Origin of the sequence: Streptosporangium sp. OZ121 (assembly GCF_051918885.1) — a bacterium.
Classification (GTDB): domain Bacteria; phylum Actinomycetota; class Actinomycetes; order Streptosporangiales; family Streptosporangiaceae; genus Streptosporangium.
Map to the genome: position 1 here is coordinate 787950 of NZ_JBPXMC010000001.1, position 14819 is coordinate 802768.

A 14819-nucleotide genomic window follows, 5' to 3' on the forward strand; every position below is an offset into this window, starting at 1 on the left:
CACCACCGGAGGAGGACCGGATGACGACCTCGGCCGGTACGGATGGCTCGGGCGCCGAGCGGCACGTCCCGGAGGGGAACGGAACGGCGAACGGCAGGTGGCCCGGGCACCGGGCGGCGCACCCCGGGGGCGAAATCCCCTACGACATCCCCTACGACCACCGCGACCGGCGTGACGGGTCCCGCCGTGGCGGGACATCGCACGGCGAAGGAAAGAGAGACGCGTGAGGATCACTGGTATCGAGCTGCGGCGGGTGGCGATGCCGCTGGTCGCCCCGTTTCGCACCTCCTTCGGCACCGAAACCGAACGCGACGTGCTCCTGGTGCGCGTCGTCACCCCTGAGGCCGAGGGCTGGGGCGAGTGCGTGGCCATGTCCGACCCCCTCTACTCCCCCGAATACGTCGACGCCGCCGCCGACGTGCTGCGCCGCTTCCTCATCCCCGCCCTGCCCACCCACACCGACGCCCACGGCGTGAACCGCGCCCTGCACCCTTTCAAAGGCCACCGCATGGCCAAAGCCGCCCTGGAAACCGCCGTACTGGACGCCCAGCTGCGCACCGGCGGCCAATCCCTGGCCGGCTACCTCGGCGCCGCCGCCGACCGGGTCCCCGCCGGCGTCTCGATCGGCATCATGCCCACCATTCCCGAACTTCTCGAGACCGTCACCGCATACCTGCACGAGGGCTACCGGCGCGTCAAACTCAAAATCGCCCCCGGCTGGGACCTCGCCCCCACCCGCGCCGTCCGCGAGCACTTCGGCCCCGATCTGGCCCTGCAAGTCGACGCCAACGCCGCCTACACCCTCACCGACGCCCCCCACCTGGCCAAACTCGACCCCCTGGACCTGCTGCTCATCGAACAACCCCTCGCCCACGACGACCTCCTGCAACACGCCCACCTCGCCAAGAAGATCACCACCCCCATCTGCCTGGACGAATCCATCGAATCGGCCACCCACGCCGCCGCCGCCATCACCCTGGGCGCCTGCTCCATCATCAACATCAAGCCCGGCCGCGTCGGCGGCTACCTCGAAGCACGGCGCATCCACGACCTCGCCCGCGCCCACGGCCTGGCCGTCTGGTGCGGCGGCATGCTCGAGACCGGCATCGGCCGCGCCGCCAACCTCGCCCTCGCGGCCCTGCCCGGCTTCACCCTGCCCGGCGACACCTCCGCCTCCCGCCGCTACTACACCACCGACCTCACCCCGCCCTTCGAACTCCACGACGGCCACCTCGACGTCCCCGCAGCCCCCGGCATCGGCGTCGACCCCATCCCCGCCGTCCTCGAGGAGGTCACCACCTCCACCGAATGGATCACCCTCTAGGGCCGGACGGCGGCGAAGACGAGCGGGGGACGGCGGGCGGCACCGGCACTGGCACTGGCACTGGCGAAATTCCATATTCATTCGAATCAGTACCTATTTACATAGGTATAAGGATGTTTGCCGCTCCTTGGCGATTAATCATCTTTAAACGGTAATCAATCTGCCTAATGTCCTTGTCGAATGGCTGGAGAGCGACGTGTTCACGGGGAGAAGGTGGTCCGTACGGCTCCGGCTGACGCTGATCGCCGTCTCCATGACCGTCGTGTCGGGAATCGCCCTCATCGCGATCGCGACGTTCTCCGTTCACGATCTGGCGGGCAGTTTCAGGACCGAGGAGGCGGCGGGCGCCGCGCTGCAGAGCGTCCATCTGGCCAAACGTGGACGATTGCCTCCGGTGGTACCGCCGGGAAAAACCGACGGCATGCAACTGCTGAACGCGAAGGGCGAGATCATCGCATCGACCCCCAACCTGGTCGGCGCCCCCCGGATGGCGAACTTCACCCCTCCCGCTACGAGCGTCAGGCAGGACAGGGAGGTGTGCGACATCCCCCGGTACCCCGGGAGGTGCATGGACGTCGTGGCCTTCCGGATCTACCAGGATGAAGGGGACTGGATTCTCTACGCCGCGGCCGGCCCGGTTCCCTGGCACGTCCATCCCGAGCTGTTCGCCCTCGTCATCGGCGCCTCCCTGGCGATCATGGCGGTGACGGCGGCCGGCACCTACCGAACGGTGACCGGCGCGCTCGTACCGGTGAAGGCGATCGGGCGCGAGCTGGAGGAGATCACCGCGACCGACATCGGCCGCCGGGTGCCGGTCCCGGTCGCGCGGGACGAGATCAGGGAGCTGGCCGAGACGATCAACCAGACGCTGGACAGGCTGGAGGCGGCGGCCGAACAGCAGCGCAGGTTCACCTCCGACGCCTCCCACGACCTGCGCAGCCCGCTCGCCGCGATGCGCGCCCAGGTGGAGGAGGCGTTGCACTACCCCGACGACGTCGACTGGAAGGCGAAGACCCGCGCGATGCTCGGCAGTCTGGACCGGCTCCAGGCGATCGTCTCGGACCTGCTGGTGCTGGCCGAACTCGACTCCGGGGTCCCGGCCCGCCACGAGCGGATCGACCTGGGCGCGCTGGTCGGCGACGAGCTGGACAGACGCGAGCGCCGCGTCCCGGTCGACAGGGATCTGAAGCCCGGGGTGGCGATCATCGGTAACCGGATCCGGCTGGCCAGGCTGCTGACGAACCTGATGGACAACGCGGAGCGGCACGCCGTCTCCCAGGTCTCGGTGCGCGTGAACCTGGACGGCGGAACGGCCGTCATGGAGGTGTCCGACGACGGCGCAGGGATCGCGCCCGCGCAGCGGGAACTGGTCTTCCAGCGGTTCACCCGGCTGGACGCCTCCCGCAACCGGGACGCGGGAGGCACGGGACTGGGACTTCCCATCGCCAGGGAGATCGCCCGCACGCACGGCGGCCTCCTGAGGCTGGAGGACAGCACGCGGGGCGCCCGGTTCGTGCTACGCATCCCCTTGCACCCCGGTCCGGGCGGCGTCCCCCGCCCTCCCTCGCCCAACCCCTGACCGCGTCTCCTCCCTGCCCCCTCCCCCTGCCCCTGACGGCGCACCGCGACCCGCTAGGGTTCCCTTGTGGCAAGGGGATTTGGGCGATTACGTCGTGAAGATCTGCTCCGGACCGCCTGCGATGTCATCGCGGCTCAGGGGTTCGGTCACACGCGGACCGCTGACATCGCCCAGGCGGCCGGTGTCAGCCAGGCGCTGCTCTTCTACCATTTCGAGACCAAGGAGAAGCTGTTCGCCCAGGCCTTCTCCTACGCCGCCCAGCTCGACCTGGACGCGCTCGTCAAGGTGGAGAAGTCGGGCGGCTCCCCGCTCGACCGGCTGCGAGCTCTGCTCAGGTTCTATCCGCCCAGCGGGAAGTCCAAGTCATGGGCCCTGTGGATCGACGCCTGGGCGGAGTCGATGCGCAACGCCGAACTCGAGGAGACGTCCCGCAGGATCGACATGCGCTGGAAGGGCGCCCTCCGCGCGATCATCGACGACGGCGTGGTGGCGGGGATCTTCACCTGCGCGGACCCCGAGGGCGCGACCTGGCGGGTCATGTCCCTCATCGACGGCCTGTCCACGCAGGTGACGGTGCACCGGCGGGTGCTCTCGCGGGCGCGGATGATCGAGTTCATCCGGACGGCCGCGGCGGCGGAACTGGGTCTCTCCCTCGCCGAACTGAGCTGAACAGCCCCTTGGGCAGTACGACCAGGAGCATGGCGAGGGCGATCAGCCCCCCGCCGAGGTATACGCCCGTGGTGAGCGGCTCCCCGTACAGCGCCACGGCGAGCGCGGTCACCCAGAGTGGCTGGGCCGACAGGATCACCGCGGCGGACACCGGCGAGACGTGGACCTGGCCCCAGGAGCGGGCCAGGAAACCCAGGGCGCAGGCCACGATCGACAGGTGGCCGAGAATCGCCCAGTCACCCGGCGTCGAGGGCGGGGTCAGGCCGTCCGGCGCGGCGAGGACGCCCGTCATGACGGCGATGGTGCCAAGCTGGATCACCGTGACCGCGTAGGCGTTCTGCCGCGCCTCGGCGGAGTTGCCGAGCACCAGCGTGTGGACCGCGTACAGGACCGCCGACAGCAGGGTGGCGGCCAGCGCGGGCAGGGCGATGTCACCCTCCGCCCCCCTCATCAGGGTGAACGCGGTCATCGCGGCCATGGCCAGCGCCACCGCCGCCCAGACGCGGACCGAGGTCCTGGCCCCGAGCAGGAACAGCCCGAGAACCGGGGTGATCACCACGTACGAGCCGACCGTGAACCCCGAGACCGACGAGGGCAGATCGTGCAGCGAGACCGCCTGGGCCGTCTGGCCCACGCCGAACAGCAGGCCGAGCAGGATGCCGGTCAGCCAGGTGCTCTCCGACAGCCCCCGCAGGCTTTTCGGGCGGAGAGCGAGCAGTACGAGGGTGGCGATGCCGTACCGCTCGGCGAGAAGGTCCGCCACGGGCATGCGGACGATGAGGTCCTTCATCAGCGGGAAAGCCGATCCCCATGCGGCGCTGACGAAGATCAGGAGCACGATTCCCAAGACGGGCCGGGGAGCTACCACTGCCATACCCGAAGGGTTCCATCACCCGCAGCGACCGTAAGGTCACCGATCGGATCGGGAGTGGCATGGATACAACCCTGAGTGAAGGACGCCACACCGGCACGAGGGACCTCATACCTTTACCGGCCTTTCCTCGGGCCGTTCCGGAAAGTGAGGGCCGGGAGCCGGACGCTCAGGGTCACCACCGCCTCGGGAGACCGTTCCCACTCCCGCGTCCGCGTGGTGAGCCGGGAGCCGGACGCTCAGGGGACCGAGCGGATCTTCCAGACGAGGCCGGCGCCCAGGAGGGCGAGGGCCGCCGAGGTCAGGTAGAGGACGGGGTAGCCACCGAGACCGGCCACGATGGGACCGGCGATGACAGGGCCGAGCACCTGGGGGCCGGAGTTGGCGATGTTGATGACGCCGAGGTCCTTGGCGCGCCCCTCGGCGGCGGGCAGGACCTGGGTGACCAGGGCGTTGTCGACCGACAGGTAGATGCCGAAGCCGACCCCCATGATCGCGGCGCCGGCCGTCGCCACCGGCCACTGGGGCCAGAACGCGAGCATCACCGCGGGGACCACGCTGATCAGGCCGGAGACCGTGACGAGCGCCCTGCGGCGGCCGAGCCTGTCGGAGATCACACCCGCGACGACGGTGGTGAGCACGACGGCCGCGGTGTAGATCAGGATCAGCACGAGCAGGCCGTCCTCGGCCTTCTCGCCGGGAAAGAGCCGCTCGTAGCCGACCGCGTCGGTGAGGAAGTACAGCAGGTAGAGCGTGGCGACGGCGTTGCCCAGCTGTATCAGGAAGCGTGTCAGCCAGGCCCAGAAGAAGTCGGGGTGGCGGCGAGGGCTGATCCAGAACCCCCTCAGGAAGGCCCGGGGTTCGAAGGGCGGCCTGGTCGCCAGGCGGGGGTCGTGAGTGGTGAGGACGAAGGGGAGCACGCAGAGCGGGACCAGCGCCGCTATCAAGAAATATCCGGATTCGGTGGTGGTGGCGACCATGGTGACCAGGACCACGGCGAGCACCACCCCGAGCGACTGGGGAATCCCGATCCAGCCGGAGACCTCACCCCGCTGGCCGACCGGAACGTGGTCGGGCACCCCCGCGCCGAGCGCGGCCTGCATCGCGTTGAGCCCGGCCTGCGCGAGACACCATCCGGCCGCCACGCCGAGGATCGACCCCTGACCCGCCAGCAGGACCAGCGCCCCGGCACCGACCAGCGCCCCGCCCAGCGACCACGGATGCCTGCGCCCGAACCGCCCGGCCGTACGGTCGGACAACGCTCCGGCGACAGGGTTGAGGAGCATCGCGACGGCGGCCCCCGCCCCGGTCACCAGCGCCAGCGACCCCTCCTTGCCCACCGGGTCGATCGACGCCACCTGCGAGGGCAGCAGCACCTGGAGCGGCCCGAAATAGGCCATCCAGAGCGCCAGGTTGGCCAGCGAGATGCCGGCCACCCACCAGGGCCCCACCCTGCGCGTCGGCTCGGCGAGCGCCGCGCGGCCGTCCGGCGCGACGTGGCGGTCAGACGTGGTCACCGGCCACCGCCCTCGGTCCCTGCGCTCCGGGGTCCCCCGCGGCCTTCGCCGTGCCGGTGCCGGGCGCGCCGCCGGGCCGGGGGACGGGGCGCTCGACCGGGACGATGCCGCACAGCCCGGCGACCTCGTCGAGCGGGACGTCCCCGGCCACGGAGGCGACCAGCAGGGTCTCCAGCCCGCGCAGCAGCGCGTAGGCCGTGGGACGCGGCAGGTAGGCGGTGTCGGCCATCAGGTACAGCTCGCAGGTGTCGGTGGCGGTGCCGGTGGCGAACAGGGCCGTGGCGTCCACCTCCGGCCAGGACCCGACGTGGAAGGTCCTGGTCCGCCCGGTGAGGGCGGCGATCGCGGCGGGGTCGCCCGGTGGCTCGACCGCGGGCAGGTGGGGCCAGTGGCCGACGGCCCTCGTGTCGTTGAAGTAGGCCGACAGGTCCACGGGCCGCCCGCGCTCGCGGCCGATCTCCTCGCGCAGCGCCATCATCCGGTACGGGTCGTAGTGCGCGTTCCGGTAGGCGGTCAGCGCCTGCCGGTGCCCGGCGCGGGCGGCGTCCGCGAACGTTCCACCCGGCAGGCCGAGGACGAAGATCCCGTCCTGTACGGCGCTGCCCGCCATGGCGGCGACCCTGGGGTCGTGCCGGTTGGCCACAATGAGCTGCATGACCACCTCGCGGTGGCCGGTGAGCGCGCTCAGCAGCACCGCGCTCGCCGTGGTCAGCACGCTGGCCGTGCTGACCGACCAGCGCGCCGCCAGCGCCTCGGCCGCCGCCGCGGTGGCGGCCGACTCCATGCCGACCTTGACGAACCGCGGCTCCTCCGGCGTCGTACGGGGGAAGTCGAACATGGTCAGGGGCGCCCGCTCCAGGACCGCGCGCCAGTGACGCAGCGTCCGCTCGCCGCGGGCGGCGCCGGCCCCCTCGCGCTCGAAGGCGGCCTGGTCCATCGGCTGCCAGCCGGGAGCGGCCATCTCGCCACCGGCGAGCAGGTCCCGCCAGTCGCGCGCCAGCACCTCCAGGGCCCCGCCGTCCACGGCCAGGTGGGACAGGGTGAGGGCCACCGTCCTGGGACGGCCGTCGACGGTCACGACGGCACAGCGGAACGGCAGGTCGGCCGCGTAGTCGAACGCGGTGGCGGCCAGCCGGACGGAGAGCTCCCTGGCGGCGGCGAGCGGCCTGGCCTCCCCTGCGTCGTACGTCTCGACGGTGAACCGGCCCTGGCGCGCCACGCGCTGGACCAGCCCGCCGGGCGTCTCCTCGTACGTCGTCCGCAGCGTCTCGTGCCGCTCGACGAGCGCGCGCAGCGCCCGCAGGACGGCGTCGAGGTCGCGCCTGCCGTAGACGGGCAGCACCCAGGGCATGTTGAAGTACGGGTCGTCGTCGTCCAGCCACCGGGTGAGCCGCCAGATGGCCAGCTGGCCCCAGCTGAGCGGCGACTCGCCGCCCCGCGCTCCGGTGAACTCCACGGACGTCGCGCCGAGCCGCGCGGGGCCGGCCGTCATCGGGTCCGGCCGATCTCTTCGACGACGCCCGTGCGGGACGCCCTTTCCCATCCGTTCACCAGCGACATCGACATTTCAGGCGCCTTCCGTCCGGCCTGTCGCGGCGGCCTCGAAATGGCCCCGCGGCTCCCTTGTGCTGACTTTTCCCGACCGGTTCCCGAGCAGGGCGTCGACGACGAGCATCCGTCCAGGGGTCTCGTGCCCGGCGCGGCGTTCCACCGAAAAGACCCGCGACCAGACACCGGCGCGGGCGAACGGCGCCTTCTCTGCCGCCTCTGCCGCGCGCGAGCGCGGCGAATCGGTGCCGCTGCTCGAAGCGAGGCTAAGGATCACGTGCCGAATTCGTCAAGGTTTCACAGTTGTTTTCCATCCCGATAAATCCAAACAAACTATCCCTGAGGGGCTTTTACCAGATAACTCCGCATATTCTTCATTTTTTGAATTTTTGTCATCCTCTTAGTCATTGACTCCGTTCCCCCGGGCTCCTACTCCCCGCCGGGAGGTCCCCGGGCCCCCTCGCCGGGGCGTGACCCCGAGCGGGGGCACGGGTGACCCGCGCGAGCGCGATTCCCGGGCGGGAGGCCGGGGTGGGAGCATGTCCTTCGTCATGACGATCCCAAAGGAAGGCCACGACCGGTGAGGCGGCTACTCACGGTCCTGCTGCTCGCGTCCGCCGCGCTGCTCGGCGCGGTCGCCCCGGCGCAGGCCCACAACGTGCTGATCAGCAGCGACCCCAAGGACGGTACCGAGCTGGCCACCGGACCCGAGAAGATCACACTCACCTTCGACCAGCCCGTCCGGCAGGGCTTCGCGCAGATCAGCGTGATCGGCCCGGACGGCACGCGGTGGGAGGACGGGAAGACCACCGTCGACAGGGCGAAGGTCAGCGTCGCCGTGAAGCCCCTCGGCCCCGCCGGGGTGTACGCGGTCGGCTACCGGATCCTCTCCTCCGACGGCCACCCGGTCTCCAGCAAGATCACGTTCACCCTGACCGCCCCCGGCCAGGGCGGCTCCGGCGGCTCCGCTCAGGCGCCCGCCACCTCCGCCCCGGTGGTCTCCGCCGCCGCGCCGCAGGAGCCCGGCCTGGGCGCCCAGGCCGCCGAGGCCGCGCAGAACGGCGGGGCCGGGATGGCCGTGCTGTGGATCGCGGGCTCCATCGTCCTGCTGGGCGGGGCCACCGTCGTGGCGATGCGCCGTACGAGGGAGCAGGGAGGCACGGGATGACCGTGACCACCGAGCGGGCCGCCGAGGCCGGCACCGCCAGGAGGCTCGTGATCGGCGGGTTCGTCTCCGCGGCCCTGCTGGCCGTGCTGGCCGCGACGGCGCTCGCCCCCCAGGAGGCGGTGCCGGGGATCGCGATCCCCGGGCCGCTGGTGGAGTACGGGCTGCCGGTGCTGCGGGTGCTGCTGGACCTGGCGGCGGTGGCGGTGGTCGGGCTCAGCCTGCTGCCGAAGCTGCTCGGGTTCGACGACCCGGACCGCACCGAGCCGGTGATGCGCCGCGCCCGGCCGATGGCCGTGACCTTCGCCTGGGCGTGGGCGCTGCTGGCGCTGGCCGTCATCGTGTTCCAGACGGCCGAGCTGAACCCCGGCCTGGTCCCCACCCCCGGGATGATCGCCGAGTACGTCGACAGCGTCGGCGCCGGGCAGGGCATGCTCTTCAGCGCCGCCTGCGCGCTGTCCTACGCCGGGATCGGGCTGCTGGCCGTGCGGTACGGCGAGAAGGTGCCGGCCGAGCTGCGGATCGTGATCGCCCTCTTCGGGCTGCTGCCGATCCCGGTCACCGGCCACGCGGTCGACTCCGCCTGGCACGACCCCATCATGATCTCGATGGAACTGCACGTGATGGGCGCGGCGGCGTGGACCGGCGGCCTGCTCGCGGTCGTCCTGCTGGTCGCCGCGGACCGGGAACTGCTGGCCAGGGTGCTGCCGGAGTTCTCCAGGCTGGCGACCCTGGCGCTGGTCGTGGTCGGGCTCTCCGGCCTGGTGAACGGCCTGGCCACGATGGCCCTCACCCCGGGGGTCGAGCTGCCCGGGGCCCTGCTGACCAACGAGTACGGCCTGCTGGTCGTGGCCAAGGTCGCGTGCGTGGCGCTGCTGATCCCGTTCGCCGCCCACATCCGCTTCCGCCTGCTGCCGCACATCGCCGAGCGGCGGGCGACGGCGGTCGTCGCGTGGGCGGCGGCCGAGATCACCGTGATGGGGCTGGCCTACGGGGTCGCGGTCGCGCTGACCAGCGCCTCCCTGTCCTGAGCCCGCAGCGTGTGACGGCTGAACGACCATTCGGCGGCCAGCCACAGGACGGCGAGCCCGGCCCCCCCGACCAGCATGGTCGTGGGGGGCACCAGCGGCGGCGCCATGAACATCGAGTGCTGGAAGCGCAGTGCCTGGTCGATGAGGAGGGTGGCGCCGACGGAGCCGACGAGCGCCCTCACCACGGGCATCCTGATCAGGAACGCCAGGTCGACGGCGAGCGCCCCGGCGATCAGGAAGACCGGGATCGCCGAGCGCGGGAAGTCGGCCACGGCCAGGAGCGGCCAGATCAGGGTGCGGAAGACGATGTAGGCGCCGATCACGGCGGTGGCGGAGAACATCCGGCCGATCATCGCGCGGGCGTAGACGGCCACCATGACGGCGGCCATCGCCGCGTAGAGCGGGTAGAGCTGGTCGGGGACGGGCAGCGCGAAGTGGAGCGCCACGGCCCTGTCGCTCACCGGCAGCCCGATCTGCTCGGCGGCGAACTGGATCAGGATCGGCTCGGCCTCCGGCGCCCCCCGGTCCCAGGCGGCGATGGCGTACACGCCGTACTCCTGGTGCTGGGCCGGGAACCAGACGTTCTCGAAGAGGAACACGAAGAGCCCGCCGAGGACCAGCGTGCGCGTCCGCCCCGGGACCGCCCGGACGAACCAGCCCCGGATCACGCCGCAGACCATGAAGAGCGTGCCGATGTAGAGCATCAGGTGCGACGGGCTCCACGAGGTGATGTCGAGCCCGTTGATCCGGTGGTTGATCAGGTCCAGCGGGACCGCGACCAGGAAGACGCCCGTGCCCCAGGTGATGAGGCGCTGCGCGAGTTTGTCCACGCCGTAGCCGGTGTAGACGTGGATGATCGTGAGGGCGAGGACGAGGGCGGTGCCGACGCTGTTGAGCAGGTGCGGCGGGGCCAGGTCGTCGCGGAGCCACTTGAAGTGCCAGGAGACGTCCCAGGACGCTCCGAGCACCTTGAACGAGAAAGCCACCAGCCACCCGAGGTAGAGGAGCCTGAACAGGTCCTCCGGGGTCTCCCTGCCGGCCTTCCCACGCGTCCAATACGGCAGAGCCCACTCAAGGACGGGAGTGGCTCTTCTTCGAAGGCTCTCTACTGGCTTCACGCGTCGAAATGATGCCGCTCCTTTACCTCGCTCCGCAATCGGGGACAACCCTGAGCATCGGGACCACTCCCTCCCTCCTGCCCCGCAGGTGATCACCCGCGTCCGGTTCCACCGCCGGCCGCGGCGTCCCGCCGGCGGTTTGCCCGCGCTTGACCGGCGGGAACGCTCCTGAGAGCGGTCTCAGGAGGCTCTCAGCTCCGATCAGTAGGCTCTCGTCATGCAACGTGGGGGAAAACGGGCCGTCCGGGTCCCGGGGATCGCCGTGATCGCCGTGATCGCCGTGCTGGTCACCGGTGTCGCGGTCTGGCTGGTGTGGCCGTCCGAGCCGGACGTACGGGCCCGGAACCAGATGATCACGGTGGTCGACGGGCCGGGTGACGACCAGCGGGTCACCCTGGACACGAGCTTCTTCCCTCCGGCCGGAGGCGGCAGGGCTCCGGCCGTGCTGCTCGCGCACGGCTTCGGCGGCAGCAAGCAGAGCGTCAGGGACGCCGCCGTACGGCTGGCTCAGGACGGCTACGCCGTGCTGACCTGGTCCGCGCGGGGCTTCGGCCGCTCCTCGGGGCAGATCGCGCTGAACTCCCCCGACTACGAGGTCAAGGACGTGCGCCAGCTGGTCGACTGGGTCGCCAGGCGGCCCGAGGTCCGGCTCGACGCGGCGGGCGACCCGAGGGTGGGCGTCGCGGGCGGCTCCTACGGCGGGGCCATCGCGCTGATGGCCGCCGCCCACGACCCCAGGATCGACGCGATCGTCCCGCAGATCACCTGGTACGACCTGGCCGACGCGCTGTTCCCGAACGCCACCGGGCAGGGCCCGGAGAGCGGAGTGTTCAAGCGCATGTGGGCCGGGCTGTTCTTCAGCCGCGGCGGTCCCGCGCCGGGCGCGGCCGGCCTGGCCGCCCTCGGCGGCGGGAGCGGCGCGGGCCGCGAGGAGGACGCAGAGGGCGGGGAGAACGGGGAGGACGGGGAGAACGGAGCCGGGGCGCCGTCCGCGCCGCCCCGGCCGCTCACCGCGGAGGAGGTCCGGTGCGGCCGGTTCCTGCCGGAGATCTGTGACATGTACCAGAAGGTGGCGGAGAGCGGCCGGGCGACGGCGGACGCGGTGGCGACGCTGCGCAGGTCCAGCCCGATCTCGGTGCCCGGCAGGATCAAGGTTCCGACGCTGCTGCTGCAGGGACAGCGCGACTCGCTGTTCACCCTGGGCCAGGCGGACGCCAACGCCAGGGCGATCGCCGCCACCGGCGCCCCGGTGGAGGTCGCCTGGTTCGACGGCGGCCACGACGGCGGCAACGGCGAGGTCGACTGGCTGCACGACAGGACGCTCGGCTGGTTCGACCGCCACCTGAAGGACGACGAAGGGGCCGGCCGGGAGGGCGGCGCCTTCACCGTCACCCGCGACGGCGGACGCGACCCCGGCACCCGGCGCCCGGTCCAGCTGCACGCCGTCGCCGGCGGCTATCCGGGACTGTCCGGCACCGGCCAGACCTCCGTACCGCTCAGCGGGCCCGACCAGCGGGTGGCCAACCCGCCCGGCGGATCCCCCGCCTCGATCTCCGCGGTCCCCGGCTTCGGCGGTCTCGGCGGAGGCGCCACCGCGAACCTGTCGATCGACATGGCGGGCCAGAGCGCCGCCTTCGACTCCGCCCCGCTGGCCGCCCCGCTCCAGGTCACCGGCAGCTCGACCGTACGGGTGCGGGTGACGCCCGAACCGTCCGCCCCCGTGGCGGGTGACGCCGCAGCGGGTGACGCCGCGGGGAGCGGCTCGGACACCGGCGAGGCGGAAGCGGGGGCCGCCGAGGCCGCCGAGACGCGGGCCGGAAGCGGCGGGACGCGCGCGGCGGGCGAGGTGACGCTGTTCGCCAAGCTCTACGACGTCGCGGGCGCGACGCAGGCACCGATCCTGCCCGAGGGGCTCGTCGCCCCGGTCAGGATCGCGATCCCCGAGGGCGGCTCCGGCGAGGCCACCGTGACCCTGCCGGCCGTCGACCACAGGTTCGAGGTCGGGCACCGGCTGCGCGTCGCGTTCACCACCACCGACCTCGGCTACAGCACCCCCGCGCCCCCTGCCGTCTACAAGGTCGCCCTGGCCTCGCCGGCCGTGACCGTCCCCACCCACGCCACCCTGCGCACCCCCTCGACCGGCCCCGCCTGGTGGATCTGGGCGCTGCCGCTGCTCTCCCTCGCCGTCGCGGCGGCCCTGCTGCTCGCCGGGCGCCGCCGCGCCGCCGACGAGCACGACCCGGAGCTGGACTCCGTGCCGCTGCGGATCCACGGCCTGACCAAGGCGTACCGGAACGGCGAGCTCGCGGTGGACGACCTGTCGTTCACCGTCGAGCACGGCCAGGTGCTCGGCCTGCTCGGCCCCAACGGGGCCGGCAAGACCACCACCCTGCGCATGCTGATGGGCCTGATCAAACCCGACGGCGGCGAGATCCGGATCTTCGGGCACCGGGTGGTGCCCGGCGCGCCGGTCCTGTCCAGGCTCGGCTCGTTCGTCGAGGGCCCGGGTTTCCTGCCGCACCTCAACGGCCGCGACAACCTGGAGCTGTACTGGAAGGCGACCGGCCGGCCCGCCGAGGACGCCCGGTTCGCCGAGGCCCTGGAGATCGCCGACCTCGGCAAGGCCCTGGACCGCGCCGTCCGCACCTACTCGCAGGGCATGCGCCAGCGCCTGGCCATCGCGCAGGCCATGCTCGGCCTGCCCGACCTGCTCGTCCTGGACGAACCCACCAACGGTCTCGACCCGCCCCAGATCCGCGAGATGCGCGAGGTCCTGATCCGCTACGCCAGGGGGGGCCGCACGGTCATCGTCTCCAGCCACCTGCTCGCCGAGGTGGAACAGACCTGTAGCCACGTGGTGGTCATGCACCGCGGGCGCCTCGTCACGGCCGGGACCGTGGCCGAGCTGCTGAGCAGCCGCACCCCGGTCAACGGCTCCGGCACCCGCCTGGAAGACGTCTTCCTGGACCTGATCGGAGAGAAGGCGTGAGCGACACCGACGGTGCCCGCGGCACCATGACCGGCGCGACGGGCGACGGCCCCGCGCGAAACGGCGTCCCGGAGAACGGTCCCGCGCGAAACGGCCCCGCGCGGGACGGCGCCCCGGAGAACGGCGTCGCGGAGAACGGTTCGGCGCGCGGATACGCGCCGGGGCGCACGCTGCCGCTCGCCGTGGAGATCGTCCGGCAGTTCAAGCGGCGCCGCACGCTGGTGATGTTCGGCCTGCTGCTCGCGCTGCCGTGGATCCTGGTGATCGCCTTCAAGGTCGGCGCCGGATCCGGGCAGCCCACCACCACGCTGCGCATCTCCGACCTGGCCACCGAGGGCGGGCTGAACTTCGCGGCCTTCGCCCTGTCGGTGTCGGCGAGCTTCCTGCTGGTCGTCGCGGTGGCGCTGTTCTGCGGCGACACCGTGGCCAGTGAGGCCAGCTGGTCGTCGCTGCGTTACCTGCTGGCCGCCCCGATCCCGCGCGACCGCCTGCTGCGGCAGAAGCTGGTCGTCGCGATGGGCTACTCGGCGGCGGCGGTGATCTGCCTGCCGGTGATGGCCCTGCTGGCCGGGACCCTCGCCTTCGGGTGGAACGACGTCCGGGTGCCGGGGACCGGTGAGACGATCGCCGCCCTGGACGTGCTGCCCCGGTTCGGGGTGGTGATCGGCTACGCCCTGGTCAGCCAGTTCGTGGTCGCGGCCCTGGCCTTCCTGCTCTCCGTCAGCACCGACTCCCCGCTGGGAGCGGTCGGCGGGGCGGTCGGCCTGGTGATCGTCAGCAACATCCTGCAGGCGGTCGAGGCCCTCGGCCGGCTCAGGGAGTTTCTGCCGACGTTCTGGAACACCGCGTGGCTGGACGCCCTGGCCCCGCAGCCGGAGTACGACGGCATGCTCAAGGGGGTGGCCGTCTCCGTCACCTACTCGGCGATCCTGATCGCGTTCGCCTTCCGCCGCTTCCGCGTCAAGGACGTCGTCTCCTAGCCCGTCCCCAGCCCGTCTCCCGGCGCCG

Annotated in this window: 12 protein-coding genes; 7 read left to right on the plus strand and 5 right to left on the minus strand. The window is 71.9% G+C overall.

Translation table 11 applies throughout. From position 1 onward, the window contains the following. Positions 1 to 223: 223 nt before the first annotated feature. The 3 genes from menC (at position 224) to ACTOQ1_RS03715 (ending at position 3572) form a co-directional block, all read left to right on the plus strand. Positions 224 to 1324 (plus strand): o-succinylbenzoate synthase, encoded by a 1101-nt coding sequence (menC, locus tag ACTOQ1_RS03705; RefSeq protein ID WP_440064409.1) that lies wholly within the window; start codon positions 224 to 226, stop codon positions 1322 to 1324. A gap of 196 nt (positions 1325 to 1520) precedes the next feature. Then, a complete protein-coding gene (locus ACTOQ1_RS03710) occupies positions 1521 to 2903 on the plus strand; it encodes a sensor histidine kinase (RefSeq protein ID WP_440064410.1) in 1383 nt (460 codons plus the stop codon). Between the two features lie 66 nt (positions 2904 to 2969). After that, positions 2970 to 3572, plus strand: a complete 603-nt coding sequence (locus tag ACTOQ1_RS03715) for a TetR/AcrR family transcriptional regulator (RefSeq protein ID WP_440064412.1) — start codon at positions 2970 to 2972, stop codon at positions 3570 to 3572. Here ACTOQ1_RS03715 and ACTOQ1_RS03720 read toward each other — a convergent pair. The 4 genes from ACTOQ1_RS03720 to ACTOQ1_RS03735 form a co-directional block, all read right to left on the minus strand. Then, on the minus strand, positions 3517 to 4446 hold the full coding sequence (locus ACTOQ1_RS03720; RefSeq protein WP_440064413.1) for a DMT family transporter: 930 nt from the start codon (positions 4444 to 4446) through the stop codon (positions 3517 to 3519). The genes ACTOQ1_RS03715 and ACTOQ1_RS03720 overlap by 56 nt on opposite strands. Before the next feature lie 236 nt (positions 4447 to 4682). Continuing rightward, positions 4683 to 5960 (minus strand): MFS transporter, encoded by a 1278-nt coding sequence (locus ACTOQ1_RS03725; protein ID WP_440064415.1) that lies wholly within the window; start codon positions 5958 to 5960, stop codon positions 4683 to 4685. Further along, a complete protein-coding gene (locus tag ACTOQ1_RS03730; protein WP_440064417.1) occupies positions 5947 to 7452 on the minus strand; it encodes a condensation domain-containing protein in 1506 nt (501 codons plus the stop codon). The genes ACTOQ1_RS03725 and ACTOQ1_RS03730 overlap by 14 nt, the downstream gene beginning before the upstream one ends. 75 nt (positions 7453 to 7527) lie before the next feature. After that, entirely contained in the window at positions 7528 to 7785 is a 258-nt protein-coding gene (locus ACTOQ1_RS03735; protein ID WP_440064419.1) for a hypothetical protein, read from the minus strand. Between the two features lie 303 nt (positions 7786 to 8088). Between ACTOQ1_RS03735 and ACTOQ1_RS03740 the strand changes: the two genes are divergently transcribed. Further along, on the plus strand, positions 8089 to 8676 hold the full coding sequence (locus tag ACTOQ1_RS03740; RefSeq protein ID WP_440064421.1) for a copper resistance CopC family protein: 588 nt from the start codon (positions 8089 to 8091) through the stop codon (positions 8674 to 8676). Next, positions 8673 to 9704 (plus strand): copper resistance D family protein, encoded by a 1032-nt coding sequence (locus ACTOQ1_RS03745; RefSeq protein ID WP_440064423.1) that lies wholly within the window; start codon positions 8673 to 8675, stop codon positions 9702 to 9704. Before ACTOQ1_RS03740 ends, ACTOQ1_RS03745 begins: the two co-directional genes overlap by 4 nt. Here the strand turns inward: ACTOQ1_RS03745 and ACTOQ1_RS03750 are convergent. Next, on the minus strand, positions 9662 to 10822 hold the full coding sequence (locus tag ACTOQ1_RS03750) for a hypothetical protein (protein WP_440064424.1): 1161 nt from the start codon (positions 10820 to 10822) through the stop codon (positions 9662 to 9664). The genes ACTOQ1_RS03745 and ACTOQ1_RS03750 overlap by 43 nt on opposite strands. A gap of 217 nt (positions 10823 to 11039) precedes the next feature. On the opposite strand from ACTOQ1_RS03750, the gene ACTOQ1_RS03755 reads away from it, so the two are divergent. Together ACTOQ1_RS03755 and ACTOQ1_RS03760 are read left to right on the plus strand one after the other, a co-directional pair. Then, complete coding sequence (locus ACTOQ1_RS03755; protein ID WP_440064426.1) at positions 11040 to 13811, plus strand: alpha/beta fold hydrolase; 2772 nt, start codon at positions 11040 to 11042, stop codon at positions 13809 to 13811. Then, on the plus strand, positions 13808 to 14791 hold the full coding sequence (locus ACTOQ1_RS03760; protein ID WP_440064428.1) for an ABC transporter permease: 984 nt from the start codon (positions 13808 to 13810) through the stop codon (positions 14789 to 14791). The genes ACTOQ1_RS03755 and ACTOQ1_RS03760 overlap by 4 nt, the downstream gene beginning before the upstream one ends. The last annotated feature ends 28 nt before the right edge of the window (positions 14792 to 14819 follow it).

Coding starts and splice junctions, on each gene's coding strand:
- ACTOQ1_RS03720 (WP_440064413.1), bottom strand. CDS start 4,446: ATGGCAGTGGTAGCTCCCCGGCCCGTCTTGGGAATCGTGCTCCTGATC.
- ACTOQ1_RS03730 (WP_440064417.1), bottom strand. CDS start 7,452: ATGACGGCCGGCCCCGCGCGGCTCGGCGCGACGTCCGTGGAGTTCACC.
- ACTOQ1_RS03745 (WP_440064423.1), top strand. CDS start 8,673: ATGACCGTGACCACCGAGCGGGCCGCCGAGGCCGGCACCGCCAGGAGG.
- ACTOQ1_RS03755 (WP_440064426.1), top strand. CDS start 11,040: ATGCAACGTGGGGGAAAACGGGCCGTCCGGGTCCCGGGGATCGCCGTG.